The following is a 19,466-nucleotide window of genomic DNA, read 5'->3' as shown; positions in this document are numbered from 1 at the left end:
GCCTGTTATCCCTGATTTCATTGAGATTGTATCAATGTCAGGTGTTGGCGGCCAGTAAATTAAGTCGCCTTCTGCACCGCCTCTTCGATGCATTTCAGGATCACGTCCTTCAGCGCCGTCATATCGTTATTTAGCTGATCTCCGTTGAAGGTGGCGGAGACCTTATGGTGTTTTGTCGTATTGCCGTAAGCTCGGATTCGGGCAATAGCTTCCATCATGGACTTGGAGTCTCCCCCGAGACTATAGGAGGTCAGCTTGGCCTTGCTGAGAAAGCTGTCGAAACTGACACCCTCAATCCGTCCGGCGCACGCCGTCAGGCTTTCAAAGAACGACCACACGCCGACCGACACGATGGGCGTGTGCTTTTCCAACTCTATCGAGCAGATGGAGTAGTAGAGGCTCTGAAGTTTTTCATTGCCGAGCCCTTCCAACGCCCGTGAAATGGCATCCTCATAGGTGACTTTCTTTGCTTTCTCGGGTGTCTTGGGTGTCTTTCGACGCCTGCTTGGCCCCTTACTGTCGATGGGCTCCGAGGTGAGCGTCTCGGTCGTGACCCGCGTGTTGGTTACGCCGGGCAGCGCACCGATCTGGCGGGCATAGATAATGATCTGGTTTTTGTTCATACGAGAAGTGACGTTTTTATTGCCAATCAGATCCTCGACAAACTTTCTCGCCAACAGGTCGAATTCTTCCTTTGGTCGCGTCCGCCCAACAATGTCAGGATTGCTTTGGTCAAACCCCAGTGCCTCTCTGAAAGTGGTATTGCTCAGAAACCTCTGGGTCGTGGTGAGCTTGTCTTTTCTCTGTTCCGCCGTGATCATCCCCTCGGCTTGCGCGTAGTCGAGGAACGCTTGCGCTGCTTTGTTCTTGTTTCCACCGTCATACCGGCTCTTTTGTTCTGGATTCCATGACTTCCGACCTATGCCGCCCTGAGGGCCCATGTGGATGCGGTCGAGCCAATGCCACACGTCTTCCTTAGTGTCAAACACGACCGCTGGCACCTCTGTGATGGGCGTCCAGGTCTGGGAAAGTTTCTCGAAGGATTTCCTGAGACTGGGTGGCGCCAAGTCGGGGTCGTTGAGTAACTTTATCGCGCACATGCGGCGATTGCCCTCGGGCACGGAATAGCTCTGTCGAGCGCCGCTCTTGCCGACCTCGGCAACAAGAGCAAATCTTTCCAGAGGGTTCAGTCCGAATTTGGCAATATCCCGCGCAAGCGGGTAAACGTCTTCCTCTTTGCACAGATACTCGATCGCTTGTGCCTCATCCTCCATCGGCTCATGTCGCGGGTTATCGAGGCAGAGGAAAATTCGGTTGATCGGGACATCGATGAACTCGGTCACTGTAATGACTCCCCTAGGCAAGCTGCCGATGAACGACCTTTTTCGGCGCGAACGTCAAGTTGCATGGAGCATGGCGTTTACATGCAAAACGATAAATCGTCAAATAATGATCATTAAAGCGATTTTCGGACACCGTCCTGTCGCTCGGCTGCGATGAGGACGAAAGGAACCTTGCCGGGGGGGCTGAGGCGTCTGGGGCGTTATTCCAGCTACATCACGTCTTTAGTGGCTTCGATCAGCACATCGGGCAGTGTCTCTGGTGCCTTGTCCTGCTTCCGGTTGGTCGGGGTGTCATTCATCGCCATCGCGACCAGAGAGCAAATTTCTAGGCGCAGGGCTGCCCGATCATGTAGGACTGCGCCATTCGAACGGCGTGCGTGGTCTTGGCGCTGCCATGGAGAACCTGGCCCATAAATCCCTCCACTGTGATGGGGATAGTTTTACACCATCACATGCTGGGACTAAACACCTAGACTGTTCTTTTATATAAATAAGTATATGATGGTGTTATATTGTTGAATATAAATTATGCAATTATCGTGAATTATCTAAAATTTATACAATATATTACATGAAATAGGCGCCTATGCAAATGTGAGATTCTGAATTTTTGACTTTCATGTGGTTTTGTCATCCTTTTTTCTGCTGTGATCATAAATTCTCGCGGATCTGGGGGGTACAGATTCTTTGATCGGGTTTTGACACAGCCCCTGTCGTCACAGATCCATCCCCTGTCCATGCTGTTTCGTCTTGGTTCGCTCCTGCCGCATCGGCAGGGCGGCGGCGCTCAATGCCTGCCGCAGGACCTTCTTCCGGCTGGCCGGGGGTGGGCTGAAGCCCTTCAGCTCCGGTACCTTTAGATCCTGTCCGGCCAGCAGACAGCGCCGGTTATGTCCGCGCAGGCGGTCAGCAAGGGCTGTTGCATCAGCCGGGGTTCGCGCCAGCACCACGGTTGCCGTCGTCTCCCGGTGTAGGGCCACCGCTTCCGCCGGGGTGCGGGCGACGATCACCGGGCCGGTATCGCCCTTTTTGGCGAACCCGCCGACAACATGGGACAGCGGGGCCGGGGCCTTGTCCTGTCTGTCCTGTGGGGTTGGGCCCCTGTGGTCCGTCAGCGTGTGAAGCACCTCGCCATCCGCTGACACCGCCATTACCCCGGACAGCCGCTGATGCTCATTCCGCAGGGGCAGAAGGATGGTTCCATCCTCTCTGATCCGTGCCCCGCGCCGGAAGGTGCCGACCTCCATAACCGGGTGATCGGTGCGCTCCGGGGTCCGTCCGGAACGCCATTCCAGCCACACCGCGTCCTTGGTGGCGTCGGCCAGTGTATCGCGCAGCGTCTCTGCCGCCTTCGGCGGGGTCAGGTCGGTATAGGACACCCGACGCCCGGACGTGCTGACCGGGGCCACCAGCGGCAGATCCGCTGCCTTGGCCTGATCCCGGTTGGCCGGGGTGTCATCCATCGCCACCACCACGGCAGAGGCGGGCCATTTGGCCTTAACGGCTTCAGCGGTGGCCTGCCATCCGCCCGGATCCGCCACCACCACCACCACCGGCAGGCGGGTTGCCCGGTGCAGGGCGGCCCCGGTCATGTAGGACTGCGCCAGCAGAACCGGCCCGCCGGATCCGAGCTGACGGGCGGGGTCAATCAGGCAGGCCAGAGGCTCCTGTTCGCCCTTTCGGCTGCGGATCTGCGTCTGGGTGCCGGTCGGGCTGATCTGGGCCACGCCTTCCAGCCGACCGGACAGGGTGCGCAGGGGCACCAGCAGGTTGCCCGTGTCGTCTTCGCGGCAGCCGAAGGACTGGACGCCCTGCGCCGCCAGAACCGGACTGTCCCGCCCGGCAGGTTTGGCGGTATCCCACAGCGCCTGTGCCTGATCCCCCAGCACTGCCGCTGATAGGGAGCGCAGATCCGACACCTTGGCATCACGCGGGATCATCAGGCGTCCGGGCCGGGCGGTTTGGGTGTGCTCATGGTCAACCACAATGGGGCTGATGCCTTGGGCCTTCAGCGCCTCGGCCACAGCATCCAGATCCTGTGCTGACCGGGCCACCGCCACCGGGTGACGGGTGGCCTGTGCCAGCGTCACCGCCCCCTGATAATCGCTTACGATCAGCACCGGCACCGGGGATGTGACCCGGTCGTGATCGTTCCGGTCGGCCCGGGCGCGCTCCACCATCCGCCGGGGGTCGATCAGGTGGAAACTGCTTCGGCTGACGGGGCCGATATCCAGCGTCCGGCCATCTTCGGCCACCAGCCGGACGCCTTCAATCCGACCCTCCGGGGTGCGGAACGGCACAACCAGATTGCCCCTGTCGTCTACCTTGACGCCGCCCATCACACCCTTTGCCTCAGCCCATGCGGGACGGGCTGAAGCGTCACGCCATGGGGCTGCCTCCCGCCACACCTGTACCGCTCTCAGGGATGCCTCGGAGATCCGCACCCGAGGATGGGGACGGAAGTCCAGCACCTGATCGACCATGCCGCCGTTACCGATCACGGCGTTCATGATTTCCTGCTGAGCCATCAGGATCACTGCCGCCACCGGATCCCGGTAGGCTTCCGCCACCACATAGGCGAACCAGCTCCGTAAAGACCGGTCCAAAACGCCATCCTTTTGCGCTGCCCGGCGGCGGCGCTGGTAACGGCCCCACAGGGCAGCGGTGCCGGTGGTGCGCCCCAGCGGGCGCGGGCGGTAGCCTTTGCCGGTCGGTGGCGTCAATACCCCGACAGGATCCTGTCGGGGTATTTGTGGTTCTGCCTCAGACTTCAGGGCCAGCTCCTGCCGGGGTGGCTCAAACGTTCCCAGCCGCTTTTCCAGCCCTCCCTTGCTGCATGACCGGTCAAAGGCGCTGGCCTTCATGGTCTGCTGGCCGTCTGCGGTGGCAAAGACCAGCCCGGCCCCCTGTTGTTTGATTTGCACCCGGTGCCGGGCCAGTCCTTCATGCAGGGCCTGCCACGTTCCCGCTTTCTGGATTTCCGGCAACAGGGTGTCGCGGTTCTCGATCATCCAGCGCTGGAAGGACTGCTCCCATGTCCGGGCTTCATGATTCTTGGCAGCAGGCGACAGGCCGGGGGCCTGCGTCAGATCCCGGTCAGACATGCCACGGTCAATCGCCAGCCCGTATTTCCGTTCCATCTTCCGGGCGACGCGTTCCAGCGTCTTGAAGTCACGGCGGGGTGTCTTCACATGCAGGGTCTGCGGATGGACCTTGTTGATGCCAAGGTGCATATGGAAATGGTTGGTGTTGATATGTGTTCCCGCGACGTACTGGTGGTCTTCAAAGCCGAGGGCCTTGGTAAACTCGGCCGCAATGTCCTTCAGGACCTCATCGGTCAGCTTTTCGCGGTCACTGTCCCGGAACGACACCATCATGTGATAGGTCTTGTCTTCGATTTCGGGCTTCTGCTGGCGGATGGCCTCAATCTCGGCCAGCGCCGCCGGAAGATCCTCAAGGGTTTCTCCGGCTCCACAGTTCGCAATCCAGAACCTGTCCAGCTTCTCGCCTGTCTCCGGGGCGGCGCTGATGTACTCCCCCAAGCGGGTGAAGTCATCGGCAATCTCAGGATCTTTCAGGATTTTCTTCGGAATCATGTGTTGTCGTCGCCTCCGAGCCCGCCGCTCTTCCGGCGGGGTTGTAACTGACCCCGCAGGGCCACGGCGGTGTCCTTCAGCAGAGCCTGCGTCTCGGCAATGTCACCGCTCAGGGCGCGGATTTGCGCCAGCAGATCCGCCGGGACATCCACTTCTGCCAAGGCCAGTTTCAGCAGGTTGCCAAGGCGGGCCTGATCGGCGTTGATTTTCATCATCTCGGTGATGGCGTCCCAGCCTTCAAAGGTGCCCTTGGCGGGCAGGGGGAGATTGTGCAGCAGGCGGCGGAACACCTGCGACCGCGACAGCCGCGACTGTGCGCACAGCTCGTTGAGGCGGGTTTCGTCCTCCGGGTCCAGCAGGACCTTTGCGAAAGGCTTCCGTGACGGCATCGGTTTGCGTCTGTTCTGTATGGGGGGTGAAAAAAGGGGCCACCGCCAGCGCGAGAGAGGCGGCGGCCCCGAGGCGGGCGGCAGGCATGGCACAGCCTGCCACCGGGTAACGTGTCAGCTCACCGGCTTACCGGCTCAGGGCGTTGCTGGCACTCACCGCCACTTTCAGGGCGGCAGTCCGCAACAGGCCGCGATTGGCGCTTTGCTGTTGCTCTTTGCTCTGTTCCTTGGGTTTGATAACCCCAAGGTTTTCCAGAGCCTTGGCAACAGCAGCCTTGCCGTGGGCGGTGGCGTAGTCGTTCCAGTCTGTCCGCCCCTGTTCTCGCTCAAATTGTGTGAACGGGGGCTGAATCATCTTGGCCCCGGTCAGGGTGGCTGCCTGCGTGGCGGCTTCCAGTCCGGGGTTGAATCCTTGCTTCTGCTCCGTCTTGAAGTCGTCATCCGCCGCGATCACCAGCGGCGTGGACGGATCCTGTCTGTGCAGGGCTTGCGCCACCTTCGGCAGGTTTCCGGCGTTGAAGGCCACCACCACCGACAGGCCGGTGGCCTCGTGGATGCTGGCTGCGGTGGCGAAGCCCTCGGCAATCACGGTTGGGCCGCTGCGGTCTCCTTCAATCCGGTGCATCAGGCCGTCCATTTTCCCGCCCTTCAGGAACCGCTTTTCCCCGTCGTCCTTAATGAACTGGATATTCCAAAGCTCCCCGGCGGCGTCCTTGCACGGCACCATGACGGATCCGTCTTCATGTCGGAGCAGGCCGTGTGCCTGCACCTGCTTCCGGTTCAGATAAGGGTTGTCAGTCATCGGCTTGCCCTGTGACAGGATATGCGCCGCCACCTTGGCCCGGTCGGTCTGCTGCGCTTCCAGCTCCTGCCGCCGCTGCGCTTCGCGGGCGGAAGCCGTGGCCTTCATCTGCTCCAGTTCTGCCGGGGACAGCTGGTGTCCGGTCATCACCCACTTTTCCGGCTCTGCCATGGTCTGATAGTTGCGGATCAGCCCGGCGGGCTTGCCATCCAGAAACGCCTTGTAGGCTCCCCCCAGCGATCCGGGTTTGTCGGTTTCCAGCGGCACGCGGTGCCACTTGCCGTCCATCACCGGCAGGCCGTCGATTTGCAGACCGGCCTGCTGCGCCGCCTTGGCAAACTCCGCATAGGGGTCCAGCGGTTCCGGCTGGCGGAGTTGCTGGCCGGTCGGTGCCCACTTCTGCAACAGCTCCGGGTTTCCTTCCGGGCCGACGTACCACGATTTCGCCCTGGGGTCCCACTTTGCCCCGGCAGCCTTGGCGGCTTCCTTTTCGGCATAGGGCACCGCCAGAAAAACCCGTTCCGGCTTTTGCGGATCTGCCGCCGCAGAAAAGGCCGGCTCTTTTTCCGGGGCGGACGGGATCTGTTCGTTCTGCTGGGCTTGGGTCATGCTCTGCCGGGCCTCAACGGATTTCCGCAGTTCCGGGCGAAGCTCGGGCTGGGAGATCCATGTCTGAATGGTTTCTGCATCACGGGCGGCCTGAAACAACAGGTTCCTGTCCTCTTTCAGCGCCGATAACCAACTGCCGACATAGGCGGCATGACGTTCCGGGTGATGGCCAAGACCAAGCGTTGTATTGACCATGTAGGCAGCCATTTCCGCCCGCAGTTCTTCCTTGGCGTAGTTTTCCGAACCAAAGCCGCCGCCCATATCCCGGTCCAATCGGCTGGGATGGCCGGTGGCGTGGGCCAGCTCATGCAGGGCGGTGGCGTAGTATTCTTCCGTCCCGTGGAACGCCTCACGTGGCGGCAGATGGATGCGGTCGGTGGACAGGCTGTAAAATGCCCGGTTGTTCTGGTCGTGGCGGATTTCCACCCCACCGCCAGCCAGCAGCTTTTCCGCCTCGGCCACCGGCTGGAAGGTCGGGTCCAGCGTCTTCGCGACATAGGGTTCCAGCCCGTCGATCTGGGAGGCATTGAACACCACGGCCCGGAATACGCGGGGCCGCTCCAGTTCGGCGGTGACGGTTTTGGGCTGCCCGTCCTCGTTCAGAACCGGCTTGCCTTTCTCGTCAAGCATCGGTTTCGTCTCATAATATTGCCAGTATTCAATCGGCCAGCCCTGTTCCCCTTTGCGGACCTGTGCGCCGATACCCTGTGCCTGTTTATAGGTCATCCACCGGGGATCGGCGTAGCCGTTGGCTTCCAGCCAGAAGGCATTCATCCCCCGGTATGCCTTCCCGGTGGTGGGATTCATCGGGGCTTCGCGGTATTCCCCGGCTTTCCATGGTTTCTGCCATGGGGCGGTGCCCGCCTCGATGTGACGGATCATTTCCGCCACCACCCGGTCACGGAAGTTTTCTTTTTCCTTTGGCGGGGTGTCCTGTCTGCGCTTACTCATCGCCATCTTCCCCCTCAGTTCCGTGGGGGAAGAACAGGCTGTCGAGCGCATCTTCCGGGCTGAGGGCGTCTTCCTCAAATGCTCCCATCGCCTCGGCCACATCGGGATCCACCGCCACCGGGGCGGTGTCGGCGTCGCGGTCAATGATGGCGGCAGCAGCGGTGAGGTGTTCCCGCATTTCTTTCGCGGCGATCAGGGCTTCAAGGTCGGTCTGGTCAAAGAGAGAGGTGGTCATCGGAGAGGCTCCTTATCCGGCGTGAAAAATGGTGGAAAGCTGCGGCATTGGTGCGGGGAGGCGCTTCTCGGGATCGGTAATCCGCTCCCGTTCAAGGGTGGGGATGGCGAAAGTCTGCCGTCGTTCAAGCACCAAGCCTGTCTCTGGATCCACGTCTTCCTCAGACGAGACACCGGAGGACATCGGTCCCTCTTGCCATGCCCTCATCCTCGGTTGCGTTTTCGCCGGAATTGATGCGACATGGCAGGTGGGCATCCGGCCGGGCCAGCGTTGAAATCCCGACCACAGCATCATGTCGTCACTGACGGCATCGTGATCGGCATCAAGGACCGTGTAAGTCACCTGATGGGTGATCTGGAAGATTCCGACATGCCAATGACAGATCACCGTGAAAACCGGCAGGAACGCCGGGGTTTCGATGAACAGGCCGTTGCAGTTCCGGCGGGATGAACGCGGCGTGGCCACAACAATGCATTTGTTGGGGTATGGCGTTCTTGCCTTCACCGTTTCACCGAAACCAGACAGGTGCAGATTGATTTCCGGGATAGTAATTCTGGCGATATCGACCGGAGCGGGTCGAGTTATGAAGAAGCTGGGCGTCAGATGGATCAGCATGGGTCAGCCCTTCCGTTCTTTGCGCATCCGGGCAAGTCGGGCAAGCCGGGTAAGGGCCGGAACGTGCCGGATCAGATCGGAGAATGCCGCATCCATGGCCTGAAACGTGCGGGTCATGAGGATAAGATGTCCGGTTACGGACATGTAAATCCCCATGCAAAACAGCCAGCCGCCAATACAGAGAGCGGCCCACTCCCAGAAGAATTTGACGATTTCCGAGGTGGAGCTGAGGAGTATCTGGCCAGAGGGGGCGGTGATCTGGACCGTGAGCGGGGAGCCAATGTAGATCAAGGCAAGCAGGGCCAGAAAAGCAGTCAGACCGGTCCCTGTGATGAGCATGCTTATCGTGTCCAGCAGGCTGGACCAGCTGATGGACAGGATATGCCGGGCGATGGATTTCAGGGTGGGAGACAGTGGTTTCATGATCCGACCTTTCTGGGCATGGCCCGGCGCTGCTGAAGGTCTTCCCACAGCGCCAGATGGCCGTTGATGAAGCGCAGGATGGTTTCCCGCGTCAGGTCCGGTGTTTCCTGCATTGCCACGGCCTGCGCATGGACGTAGGCGGCAATCGGGCAGGCCGTGGCCGGGCTGGTTTCGGCCAGCCGGTTGATGTGCAGGGTTGCTTTCACCAGCCCGCCGGACAGAGCCAGCCTGACGGCGGGAAGGCTGGCGTCAGGATCTGTCCGCTCCGGGGCCGGACTGACCGACAGCATCAGGGCTGCCAGCCAGTCCACCGCCTGACGGTTCCATGGGTTGAGACTGTCCGGGGGCAGCCCGTGCAGCCCAAGCAGGTGGGTAGCCTGTTCGTGATAGCGGGGGATGGTCATGACTGCTCCCCCCGCCACAGGCTGACGCAGTGCCCGAGGATGGACTGCCGGGGCCGCGCCAACATGCGGATAACGGTCACAACGCCCCAGACGCAGAGGGTCAGCATCAGGATCTGCTGAAACGTCACCAGCAGATCCATCTTCCGCACCGGCAGTTCCCCGGTTTCGGTGTAGCCAAGGGCCACCCATTGCAGGGCCAACACAAACGCGGCGGTGACGCAGATCAGGCGCAGGGCGGTTTCTGCCGTCCAGTGCAGCAGGGCCAGCGCCGCCCGGAGTTTCGGATTATACAGCGGCATTGGTGGCCTCCTTTTCTCTGGCCGCGTCTTCCGGGGTCGGGGCAGGAATCTTGGCCCGGCTCAGAAGCTCAGGGTCTTGGAAGTAGAGATACTGGGTGCCCCGGATCGGGTTCTGTCCGGCAATGAAAGTCAGCACCTCGCCGGGGATGATCCTGTCACCTTCCTTGCGGATGCCGGGCAGGCACATGGCCTCGTCTGGGGTCAGCAGCGGGCGACCGGTTTCCTGCACTCCGTCTGATACCGACTTGTCAGACCGCGACCGCTTGGCCTGAATGACCGTGGTCTTGCCCGTCAGTTTCGACAGGTATTCCCCGGTAGCCAAATTGTTAGGCGCAAAGGCCACGCGGACATGACAGTTTCCGGTAATGCCTTCGTCCTTGCTGTAAATCGAATGGAGCTGGACCATATCCTGCACAACGACGAAAAGTTTGATTCCGTATGTCGCAACAAATGCGATGGCTTTCTCCAGAACGTCGATCTTTCCAATGGCCGGAAATTCATCGAGGAGCATCAGCAGGCGATGGCGGTAGCCTTTGACCGAGGCCCCATCGGCAAAGGCCATGCTCTCGGTCAGTCGGCCGACAATCTGTGTCACCATGATTCGCATCAGCGGGCGCAGGCGTTCAATGTCAGATGGTGGCACCACCAGATAGAGCGCCGCAGGTTTGTCGCCGTTCATCAGGTCGTTCACCATCCAGTCACTATGCCCGGTATTGGCGGCGACAAGCGGGTCAGCCCACAGACCGAGCCCGGTCACTGCCGAAGAATGGACCCCGGAGCGTTCGGACTGGGCTTTTTTCAGCATGTTGCCGATGCCGTCCTGCACCGCCTGATTGATCACCGGGTTCCGATGGTCGAAATTGAGCATTTCAACCAGCAGACTTTCAAAGCTGGCGGCGAACATGGCGGTATAGTCCGGGGCGTCCTCGCCGTTCGCTCCGGTTTCAACTGGCGGAGCCTTCGACATGAAAGACCGGACATCAGCCAGACTGGCCCTGCGGTTGTCGGTGAGGTGAACCCGGTAGACCACATGCAGAATGGCAGTGGACAGCCACGACCAGCCTTCCTTCATCCAGAAGTCTTTTAACCCCTTGCCCTCTGGATCGACGATGATACCGGCGACGTTCTGGCAATCTGCGATTTCCCGCCCGGTGCCGAGGCGGATTTCCGCCAGCGGGTTATAGCGGGCGCAGCCAATTTGGGCGGTTGGGTCAAACTTCAGAATCCGGTGCCCCAGACTTTTCCGCCACCCGGCAGACAGGGCGTAGTTTTCACCCTTGATGTCGAGCACCATCGCACTGTCTTTCCATGACAGCAGGGTGGGGAGGATCAGCGACACCCCTTTACCGGATCGGGAGGGCGCGAAGCACATCACATGCTCCGGGCCATCGTGGCGGAGCTGGTGATGTTTGCCGCCCTGTTTCCAGCCACCAACCACCACCCCGGTCGGAGACAGCAGGCCATACTTCCTTACGTCTTCATGCGTTGCCCATCGGGCCGTCCCGTGCAGTTCGTTGGATTTGAACCCGCCGCTGATGGTGCGGTTGCGGGCCTGCCGCATCACCGCCATGGCGATGATCAACAGTACCAGACCCCCGGCAAGCCAGCCCCACGCCGCCCAGACCATCGGCTGGGGCAAGCCTGCCGGATGGTTCAGGCTGGCGATCAGCCATTTCCACCATTTGATATCGCTGGGATCAAAGCCGATCTGAACCCACCACAGGCCGAGCAGCCCGGCCCATGATGACAGGACCACCGCGATAAAGATGATTCTTTCAAGGATACGGTCCATGATCATGACCATGTCTCCTTGCCGTCTTTCATGACGTGCCGGTCATTTCTGACTTCCCAGATGTCGGTGATGCGCCGATAGCCGTCGTCTGAGCGTTTGATCTGCACCACCACGTCAACAAGATCGGCCAGAAATTCCGGGATATCGGCCATCTGGCCCCCGGCCCAGCTGATATTCTGGGTAAATTTCCGGTGGATGGCCTGCCACGGGCTTTCGGCGTGGATCGTACACATGAAACCGGTCACGCCGCTGTTGAGGGCCGCCAGGGCGGCAAATGCGTTTTGTGTCGAGATTTCCCCAAACAGGATGTTGTCCGGGGTGATGCGCATCATGTGATCGTAGAGTCCCCTCCACGTCACCATGCCGGAGCCGGTACCCTCCTCACGGGCTGCCAGCAGGCCGACACCATCCCAAAACCGCTGAATGTGCAGTTCGGGTGTATCTTCGCAGGCCACCACCCGCCGATGATCGGGGATCCCGGCCAGCAGCAGGTTTAAGAGGGTGGTCTTGCCGGTGTTTGTGGCCCCGGAGACGATCAGGTTTGCCCCGTCTGTCACCTTCTGAAGGAGGTAATCGCGCAGGGCGTCTGAGACGCCCCACTGTTGCCACGTTGGCACAAACGGATGTTTGCACCTGATGGCAAGCGACAGTTCCGACTGCACCGAATTGCCGACCAGACATTCAAACCGGTGCCCTTCCGGCCCGGGCAGGACACACGACAACTTGACGCGCTGGTTGCCGTCAAAGGCCGTGCCGATCCGGTTAGCGATGGATTTGGCGATCTTTTCGACCGCCGCCCGGTTCAGGGCATGATCTTCGACAGAGTGTTTCTTCTCCCCGCGCCGGTCGATCACCACTACGCCCGGGCGTGACATGCGGATTTCGACCGTCGCCGGATCGGAGTAATAGCGAGACAGCGGAGCCAGCAGAGGGTCCAGCAGACGGGAACCGGGCCGTATCCGGGCCAGCCCGGCTTGCGCCGGGCTTCCTTCTGTCTGAGGTTGAAGGGAATGAACTGCGTTCATGGCCAGCACCCTTACCAGCCCGCCGTGGGCGGGGAGCTAAGCTGTGAGGAGGACCCCATTGCATCCACCGCTGACCACTGGTTGGTGTTCACGGCCCAATAGGCATCGCGGTAAATTTCGGTGCCCGGATAGTTAAACGAGCTATATTTCCCGACGACCTCGTATGTTTCGGCGATCCGTGGTGACGCGGTCCATTCGATCACGTAGCCGACTACCGCTGAGGTTTCGCGGTTCTGTTGAGCAAAACGCCCGGCGTCACGGCGCATATACTGATAGGTAATCATCGGGGCCGGACCGCAGCTATTCCCCTCACGGTCACAGCCATAAGGACCGTCCGAATAGAATCGATACAATCCGACGACAAAAGTCCGCGTGGCCAGCTGCACCTTGTCGCAAACGTTACCGCCGTTTTCGGCGGTCCCAACCCCAAGGATCAGGTTGTAGGTCGATCCGTCCGGGCGCTTATACTGATCGGCCTTGGCCGTCTCACGCCATGCGGTGCAGCCTTCGTAGGTGCTGACCCCGGTGCGGGTGACCTTCTGCCCGATATACTCATAAGGGATAGCTGCGGTGCCCGGCAGTACGGTACTGGCGGCAATCACGTATTCGCCCTTAGGGCCGGTAATCGCCACGCGGCTCTTTTGCAGGCTGGTGCGCTGGCCGTCGTTGTATTCCCAGCCCGCTGCCGTGATATCGTGCGGATAGGTCTGGGTGCCGGTGTGGCACAGGTTGATGTATTCGCGCTTTCCGTTCCGCATGTAGTAGTCGCGGACGCTCTCGTATGACACGCCCGCTGACAGATCATGTGCCCATGTGGACGGGTCATCGCAGCCGTCCTGCGTGGTGTAGAGATCGAGCTGGCTGCTGTCCGGGGTGCAGTCGTTGATAAACTGGCTGATGCCCCCGACCGTGATGCGGGTCCGGTACTGGCGGACGACCTTTTTTGTATCCTGCCGGATGATGGCCGGGCAGATGCTGCCCCCTGCCGCGTCGTCATAAACGACCGTATGGGGATAGGTGGTCTCGGTGTCAGAGCAATAGCCAGCGTCGTACAGCACGTTGTTCAGGCTGTAGGTATAGCGGCCCTGCTGGGTGGATTTGCCACCCGCGAAATCATGGCGGATGGTGCAGCCGTCGGTGGTCGGTACCAGCGGCACAGCCGCAACGGTCTTGGAGTCCACGCACGGGCCGGGCAGCTGTACACGGGCGTTCAGGTGATTGGTATACACCTGTACGGCCTGCGGCACCGCCTTGCCAGCCGGATAATCCAGCAGGATCGGGCAGGCCGCGACGTCTTCGCGGATCGGGTAGACTTTTTCAGGATCTTCGGTGCAGTCCTGCGCCTGCACCGGGTTTCCCTCTTTATCGAGGTAATACAGCCGCTTCCGGGCTGTGGCGGTCATGCCTTCAGTGTCGATCTTATAGGTGCAGTTGAGGAAGCTCTCCTGCAACGCATAGCGGGTGCCGCCGTCTTCGCACGGGGTTTCGGTGCGCTGGCCATCGGTGACCGTCACCGTCTTGTTCTGCTGGATGGCCATCTTCTGACCGAGATCAATGCGGATCTTGCAGCCGTCTTCCACGACCTCAACGGTGGTGGCGGGTGCGGGCTCCGGCTGTTCCTCCGGCAGGGTGCCGGGGGAGGGTGTGGTGTAGCCTGCGGCGTCCGGGTTCGCCGAGCCGTTGCCGTTGGAGATCGAGGAGGTTTTGCTGTTTTCGCTCTTCTCCTCCTCCTCCTTCTTCTTTTCCTCTTCGGTGCCTTGCAGGCGCTTCAGGGCCTCAATCAGCTGCACCTTGTCGCCTTCAATGACGACCGGTTCTTCTGCCGAGAGAGTGGTGGCTTTCAGCGGGAACTGGGCCGCAAACTTGCTGGTATCCAGCGCTTCGATCTTGCCGTTCTTCGACACACCGGCCAGCACCATCTGGCCCACCAGCTTCTTGTCCACTTCGACGTAGCGGGCGAAGGCATTGCCGGTGACGCCTTCCAGCAGCAGCTTGGGCACATCGGGGACGTTGACCAGCGACAGGTCCAGCTGCACCGGCTGATTTTCCGGCAGCGTTGTTGCCGCCTTGGGGCGGCTCTGGATCTTCACGATGGCGTTCAGCTCATCCATCGTTCCGGGCTGTTGGCCGGGCTGGCCGGGCTGGGGTGCGGTCTGCGTCTGGCCGTCGACCGGAGCAGCGGCTTTGGTTCCGGCAGCGGTCTGAGCGATGGCCGGGGTCAGGGCCGTACTACTTGCCAGCAGCACGGACACGGCAAACAGACGTGCAGAAAGAGAGGTCTGCATGATGAGATGCCTCATTCAGGTGGAGAGATTGGAGAGAGGGATGGCCGACGCCACAGTCGGCGTCAGGGCCGAGGCAATGGCTTGAAGGTCATGGTCAATCCGGTGGCGGCGGATCCAGAAATGCCAAAGCCGTCGCAGGCCGATGTCCAGAAGGCCGATGTCCAGATTTTCAAGGGATGATGCGGTCAGGCAGTACTGGAGAACACCGTCTGGACTGAAACGGGCATCAAGGCTCCAGTATCGGTGTGTCCGGTCTGACAGGTACAGGTCATGGAGGATGGTCTGCACTTCCCATGCCTCCGCTTCTGTGCAGCGGAACAGGACATAGGGGGTAGACGGTCGGGTGGAATGACCGGCGCAGGAGGCGACGGTTGTGATCCCACGGAGTCTGAGGCTGTCAACCAGTGGCCGGATCTGCGCCTCAATGGGGGCCTTTTTCCAGTCATCGGGATGTGTTTTGATGGGCGGGTGCTCCCCCTTTGAGGGAGTATTTGTTTTTGAACTATTATTAAGGGTAATCAAATGGCGAAATTGATCCAATGCCACGTGTGCAATGAACCCATAGCCAGCGATGCAAAGGGTCCTTGTCCAAAATGCAGGACGGAAGACCCGTTGAACAAAAAACCGAAGATGAGGCTTATTATGATCGGATTTGTCATCATCGTTGGATTTTTTCTTTATCAATATGTTCAAAGGACTGGACAGATTGATTACCTGATCAATGCCATTCGAAATTTGAATAGATGATTTCTTCATGGAAGATCCTTTCTGCCGTCAGAGCGATCCCCGGTGGCGGTCAGGTGCAGGGTGGACGAGGCCACCGGCTGACCGTTCCGGCTGATGCTGGCGGTGAGGGCCGGAGAGCCCGGCGTCTGAGCAGAAGCCGGGGTTCCGACAGCCAGAACCGAGGCGGCGATCAGGGTAAAAAGTGGGATCATGGTCAGCTTCCCTCCGGGAGTGCGACGTACCAGTCCTTGTCGGGCCGAATGTGAATGCGGGTGCCCTGCGGCACGGTGATGATCGGCTTCAGGTCCATCGTCCGTTCGAGGACGTTGGCGCTGATTTCGCCCAGACGGGTTGACAGTTCCTGTGCGCCGCTGTCGCGGGACTGCTGGGCCGCTGTCGCCTGCTTGTCGGTGGTCTGGGTGACGGTGGTGGCGTAGCGCACTGCTGTACTGATGCCGGTCAGCACAAAAGCGGTGCCGTACCGCTCCCAAAAGCGGTTATCGACTTCGCCGGACGTGCCAGCCCGGCCCTGCTGGTCAATCAGCAGAGAGTCCAGGTTGCGGATTTCGGCACGGTGCCCGGCGATCAGCGCCCGCTTGCACGACAGGGCGAGACGGGAGGAGCCGATATCCTCCGGCGCTTTGTAGTCGCAGATCAGGCGGCTGCCCTTGGGCAGCAGCAGTTTGCGCCCGTGGTAGCCGTAGACGTCGCGGGCCGTCTGCACAATCACCGTGCCGGTCTGGTCCCCGCCGATCTGGCTGTTGATCGACGTTTCAAGGATGCCGACCACATAGCGGTCGGCCGTCAGGATCCGGGTGTTATCGACCGGCTGGCTCGATACGCTGCGCTCCGACTGGTATTCAGCCGGTTTGTGTGGGGTCAGCGGGCCGAGATCACCCCCGGCCTTGCCAACCGGCCCCAGCGCCGGGGCTGACACCGCTGACAGCAGACCCCCGGCAGGCAGGCTGGCCGGGGCGCTGGCCAGCATGGCCGCCGCGCCGGTCTGGCGGGACCAGATCGCCTTGATCCCTTCCGCGACCGGATCCGGCACCAGCTCCGGGGCCGGGGGCGGTTCTGGCAGCGGGGGAGGGGGGGCAGGCGCGGGAGGCGGAGGCAGCGGCGGGGCTGCCTCCCGGATTACCACTGGCGGGAAAACCGGTGGCGGTGCTGGCGGCGGGGGAGGGGCCACCGGCAGCGACCATGCCGCAGGGTCATTCTGCGGCAGGGCATCCGGCGGAACTTCTTTGACCGCTTCGATGCAATGGCCGGAAAGAGTGAGCCCGACCGCCAGCGCAATATCGCAGACGAGGCTCATGCATCACCCCCTTTGTAGGTGATGCACAGGTAGCTTTCGCCGCTCTTCAGGGTGATCTTCGGGCGGGTGCTTTCGATGACGTAGGTGTCACCCATGACGCGGGTATTCACCAGCTCGTCGATGCCATCCACGACGACGTAAGCGGTCGGCAGCTCGTTCTGGGTCCAGCGTTTGTCCCCATATTTGATGTACGTGAAACGGTCATCCCGATAGACGGTATCGGGTTCCATCGTGTCGTCGTTGCCGGACAGCTTGTATTGGCCCCAGCCCCGGAGCTTGCTGGGGTCAAAGGGGGCATCCTGTACAAAGTCCTGCACCGGGGAGGCTTGCGGGCTGGTCCCGGCGAAAGCCTGCGCCAGACCGGACGCCGCCGCCTGTTTGGCGTTGACCGGGGTGTTGCCGGTGGCCTTCCCCTTGTCGTCGGACGAAATCCCGGGGACGGCCATATCGGCGGTATCCTCGGGCATCGACACGGTGCCCTGAATGCGGACAACAAAGTCGGTGATATCGAGGGCGTTGAAGCCGATGGCCCGGAGGTAAACGGGGTAAATGGCCCCGCTTTTCCCGTAGATCAGCAGGTTGGTATCATAGCCATGGCCGACCGGGCGGACGGCCAGCCGGTTCTTGCCGCGCTGGCTGACCTGAAAGCCCTTCTGGTCGCCCAGATCTGCGCTCTCGATCACTTCCCCCTTCGGGAGTTCGATGGTGGTGACCATCCATTCCCGGACCTGCACCTTGTACGAGCAGTCAGCGCAGGCATCGACGGTGTAGATCCCGGCCTTGGTGCCTGCTTCATCCCAGATCTGCTGCACCTGACCGGCAGAGCGCGGACGTTCGAGGTATCCGTAGATGCCTTCCTGCTGATTTCCCGCCTGCCAGATCACAGAGGCAGGGGGTGGCATCCCGACCGGAGCGGCAGCGGCAGGAGCCGCAGCGGTGGCGGGCTGCTGCTGATTGGGTGGCACCGGGGCCGGGCCAGCGTTGCGGGCGGTCTGGGCGTAGGCCGACGACGCGGCGGCGGTCAGCGCAATGGCGCTGACGGCGGCGAGGATCAGTTTCTTCATGGGGGTGGTCCGTGTCATGCCGGGCGCTCCTTCAGGACAAGTTCCTTGACGGTGACCCCGAGGGGGTTGGTGTAGAGGTCTTCAGCCCGCACCGACTGCGGGCGCGTTTCCATCGCGAGGAAGGCTTGCTTCCGCTTGGTGCTGATGACCTTGCCCTTGAGGGTGTCGGTTTCCGTGAAATCGACGACCAGTTTCCGGTCAGCGGTCATGCCGGGAACCGTGGTCACCGTTTCGATTTTGATGGTGCGGATCAGGCCGCTTTCCAGCGTTTCGGCCATTTCCTTCGTGTTCAGGAAATCCTTGCGGAACCGCTTCCACCAGCGGCCATCACTCATCAAGGCCGCTTCTTTGTGGCGCTGTTCCTGCGTCACCGGATCAATTTCCAGAACCAGCCGGACGTACTGGCGGGCCATGCTCTCGAGGTAGAGCTGGAAGCCTTCAGTCTCTTCGGTGATGGGCTCGACCTTATAGAGCTTGTCGTCTGGCCCGTAGGTGCGGACCAACGCCACTTCGGTTCTTTTGAGCGGGCTCATCGCCCCGATGGCGTTGGCCAGTACTACCACGGTGGCCAAGAGGCCGACGTTGGTGATGGTGGACAGCCGCAGCAGCCACGCCTGCCGGGCGTAGGCCGTGGCGAAGGCGTATGGATCCGCGTTCACCACGCTTTCGTGACGACGGGGCGGGGTGGTGTCGGCAGCGATGCCGGCCTTTTTTTGCCGGGCCTCACGGGCGCGGTCCCGCAGGGCCAGAACGCGATCTTTCAGGGAGGTCATGACAGCCCCCCGATGTACATGTAACCCGTATAAAGTGTGGTATAGAGGCAGCCAATCACCATGAGGCGGCTGGTGCGGTTCAGCGATTTGAAGAACGACAGGAGGCGTGACGGGAAATGCGCAACACGGATGAGCCGGGATTTTTTGAAATTAGTGACAGATGGTCCGATCTGGCTGGTGACTTTTGGCTTTTCGCCTTCGTCATCGTGGCTCTTGGCCTCCTTGGGAAATACGTCTATGGCGGGATCTGGCAGATCCGCCTTGCGATGCTCGCTGTATCGGTTGCCTTCGGGGTCTACTCTTTCTGGAAGCTGTCCCTGTGAGTGCAGTCCGTCAGACAGCTTGATGCAGTGCCCGGAGAGCAGCCCCCCGAAAAATTGAAAGAAGAAAGCCTTACGAACGGCGAGCCAGTCCGGCATCCCTACGTTTGCGCCAGCAACGAAGGGGATCCAGATCAGGGCCGAGAAGAAAATCAGCGTGGTCACAAACATAATCTGGTGGTCCTGAAGCAGGCGACCTGTGACCCGATCTGTGGTTTCCGGCCTGCTGAAAACTCCGACCGTCAGCAGGCCCGCAGTCATCACCAGCGCCGCGTCAGGGCCGGAGATCAGCAGGATCATCAGGCCGCAGACCATCGGGCCGGTTTCCAGAACGTTCCTGACCGTTTTCAACGGCAGAATGAGGGTGGGTTTGGTGTCGTTCATGACCAGTCAAACCCCCGTGAGTTGAAGGGGATCGGCTGGCAGGCGCAGGGCGAGATTTTCATTTCGTCGCTGCCGGTGCCGTTCTTGGGCAACTCGGTATCACGGTTGACCGCGCC

The 19,466-nt window shown here is 60.9% G+C and carries 18 protein-coding genes; all 18 read right to left on the bottom strand.

The features are described 5' to 3' along the window. Window positions 1-59 precede the first annotated feature (59 nt). Complete coding sequence (locus G365_RS0118865; protein ID WP_019647101.1) at window positions 60-1,343, bottom strand: hypothetical protein; 1,284 nt, start codon at window positions 1,341-1,343, stop codon at window positions 60-62. Between the two features lie 716 nt (window positions 1,344-2,059). After that, complete coding sequence (gene traI, locus G365_RS23300) at window positions 2,060-4,939, bottom strand: TraI/MobA(P) family conjugative relaxase (RefSeq protein ID WP_019647099.1); 2,880 nt, start codon at window positions 4,937-4,939, stop codon at window positions 2,060-2,062. Then, window positions 4,936-5,328: a ribbon-helix-helix protein, CopG family gene (locus G365_RS22395; protein WP_019647098.1), complete on the bottom strand. Its 393-nt coding sequence runs from the start codon at window positions 5,326-5,328 to the stop codon at window positions 4,936-4,938. Before G365_RS22395 ends, traI begins: the two co-directional genes overlap by 4 nt. A gap of 127 nt (window positions 5,329-5,455) precedes the next feature. Continuing rightward, window positions 5,456-7,690 carry a zincin-like metallopeptidase domain-containing protein gene (locus G365_RS22390; RefSeq protein ID WP_019647097.1) on the bottom strand — a complete coding sequence of 745 codons (2,235 nt, stop codon included), beginning with the start codon at window positions 7,688-7,690 and terminating at the stop codon, window positions 5,456-5,458. After that, complete coding sequence (locus tag G365_RS0118840) at window positions 7,683-7,925, bottom strand: hypothetical protein (protein WP_019647096.1); 243 nt, start codon at window positions 7,923-7,925, stop codon at window positions 7,683-7,685. Before G365_RS0118840 ends, G365_RS22390 begins: the two co-directional genes overlap by 8 nt. A gap of 12 nt (window positions 7,926-7,937) precedes the next feature. After that, window positions 7,938-8,540, bottom strand: coding sequence for a DUF6012 family protein (locus G365_RS23295; protein WP_019647095.1), 603 nt, complete (start codon window positions 8,538-8,540; stop codon window positions 7,938-7,940). A 3-nt stretch (window positions 8,541-8,543) separates the two neighbouring features. Beyond that, entirely contained in the window at window positions 8,544-8,963 is a 420-nt protein-coding gene (locus G365_RS0118830) for a hypothetical protein (protein WP_019647094.1), read from the bottom strand. Further along, on the bottom strand, window positions 8,960-9,367 hold the full coding sequence (locus G365_RS0118825; protein ID WP_019647093.1) for a hypothetical protein: 408 nt from the start codon (window positions 9,365-9,367) through the stop codon (window positions 8,960-8,962). The genes G365_RS0118830 and G365_RS0118825 overlap by 4 nt, the downstream gene beginning before the upstream one ends. Then, complete coding sequence (locus G365_RS0118820; RefSeq protein WP_019647092.1) at window positions 9,364-9,666, bottom strand: hypothetical protein; 303 nt, start codon at window positions 9,664-9,666, stop codon at window positions 9,364-9,366. Before G365_RS0118820 ends, G365_RS0118825 begins: the two co-directional genes overlap by 4 nt. Further along, on the bottom strand, window positions 9,653-11,464 hold the full coding sequence (locus G365_RS0118815) for a type IV secretory system conjugative DNA transfer family protein (RefSeq protein ID WP_245554786.1): 1,812 nt from the start codon (window positions 11,462-11,464) through the stop codon (window positions 9,653-9,655). The genes G365_RS0118820 and G365_RS0118815 overlap by 14 nt, the downstream gene beginning before the upstream one ends. Continuing rightward, window positions 11,461-12,483: an ATPase, T2SS/T4P/T4SS family gene (locus G365_RS0118810; protein WP_019647090.1), complete on the bottom strand. Its 1,023-nt coding sequence runs from the start codon at window positions 12,481-12,483 to the stop codon at window positions 11,461-11,463. Before G365_RS0118810 ends, G365_RS0118815 begins: the two co-directional genes overlap by 4 nt. An 11-nt stretch (window positions 12,484-12,494) precedes the next feature. After that, window positions 12,495-14,768 (bottom strand): hypothetical protein, encoded by a 2,274-nt coding sequence (locus G365_RS0118805; RefSeq protein WP_019647089.1) that lies wholly within the window; start codon window positions 14,766-14,768, stop codon window positions 12,495-12,497. 15 nt (window positions 14,769-14,783) lie between these two features. Next, window positions 14,784-15,524, bottom strand: a complete 741-nt coding sequence (locus tag G365_RS24005; protein ID WP_155976385.1) for a hypothetical protein — start codon at window positions 15,522-15,524, stop codon at window positions 14,784-14,786. Then, complete coding sequence (locus G365_RS0118790) at window positions 15,521-15,706, bottom strand: hypothetical protein (RefSeq protein WP_019647087.1); 186 nt, start codon at window positions 15,704-15,706, stop codon at window positions 15,521-15,523. Before G365_RS0118790 ends, G365_RS24005 begins: the two co-directional genes overlap by 4 nt. A 2-nt stretch (window positions 15,707-15,708) precedes the next feature. After that, window positions 15,709-16,809 carry a TrbI/VirB10 family protein gene (locus G365_RS0118785; protein WP_019647086.1) on the bottom strand — a complete coding sequence of 367 codons (1,101 nt, stop codon included), beginning with the start codon at window positions 16,807-16,809 and terminating at the stop codon, window positions 15,709-15,711. After that, complete coding sequence (locus tag G365_RS0118780; RefSeq protein WP_019647085.1) at window positions 16,806-17,891, bottom strand: TrbG/VirB9 family P-type conjugative transfer protein; 1,086 nt, start codon at window positions 17,889-17,891, stop codon at window positions 16,806-16,808. Before G365_RS0118780 ends, G365_RS0118785 begins: the two co-directional genes overlap by 4 nt. Beyond that, a complete protein-coding gene (locus G365_RS0118775) occupies window positions 17,888-18,646 on the bottom strand; it encodes a VirB8/TrbF family protein (protein WP_019647084.1) in 759 nt (252 codons plus the stop codon). The genes G365_RS0118780 and G365_RS0118775 overlap by 4 nt, the downstream gene beginning before the upstream one ends. Next, window positions 18,643-19,350, bottom strand: coding sequence for a hypothetical protein (locus G365_RS0118770; RefSeq protein ID WP_019647083.1), 708 nt, complete (start codon window positions 19,348-19,350; stop codon window positions 18,643-18,645). Before G365_RS0118770 ends, G365_RS0118775 begins: the two co-directional genes overlap by 4 nt. Window positions 19,351-19,466: the final 116 nt, after the last annotated feature.

This window comes from Novispirillum itersonii subsp. itersonii ATCC 12639 (assembly GCF_000381985.1).
Lineage (GTDB): Bacteria > Pseudomonadota > Alphaproteobacteria > Rhodospirillales > Rhodospirillaceae > Novispirillum > Novispirillum itersonii.
This window is presented reverse-complemented; position numbering and strand designations above follow the sequence as displayed.